Source organism: Pseudoxanthomonas kalamensis DSM 18571, assembly GCF_010211745.1.
Taxonomy (GTDB): Bacteria; Pseudomonadota; Gammaproteobacteria; order Xanthomonadales; family Xanthomonadaceae; genus Pseudoxanthomonas_A; species Pseudoxanthomonas_A kalamensis.
This window is the reverse complement of record NZ_PDWQ01000096.1, coordinates 1-494: the sequence shown is the minus strand read 5'-3', so window position 1 is coordinate 494 and position 494 is coordinate 1. Positions and strand designations below refer to the sequence as shown.

General features: G+C 71.3%; 1 protein-coding gene. It reads left to right on the top strand.

The window, feature by feature from the left end:
• A partial coding sequence (locus CSC70_RS14190; protein WP_162457220.1) for a response regulator transcription factor occupies positions 1–494 on the top strand: 494 nt, incomplete at both ends.

Sequence of the window (494 nt, the reverse complement as noted above, 5' to 3'; positions counted from 1 at the left end):
GTTCCGCGAGGCGCTGCGCGGGGCGGTGCAGCGGGTGATGCCGGGGGTGCTGTTGTACGAAGCCGACAGCGTCGAGGCGCTGTACGCGCTGGCCGACCGCCACGCCGATGCCGATCTGCTGCTGATGGATCTCAACATGCCCGGCGCGCAGGGCTTCAGCGCGCTGGTGCACATGCGCGCGCTGCATCCGCAGTTGCCGGTGGTGGTGGTGTCCGCGCGCGAGGAGCCGACGGTGATGCGGCGCGCGCTGGACCACGGCGCGTTCGGCTTCATTCCCAAGTCGGCCGATTCGGACACCATCGGCCTGGCCCTGGGCACGGTGCTGGACGGCGAACACTGGGCGCCGCCGGAAGCGCACAACGTCCCGCCCACCGACCGCGCCGAGCGCGAGGTTGGGCAGCGCCTGCGCGAACTGACCCCGCAGCAGTTCCGGGTGCTGCAGATGCTCGGCGCCGGCAGCCTCAACAAGCAGATCGCCTACGACCTGGGCGTGT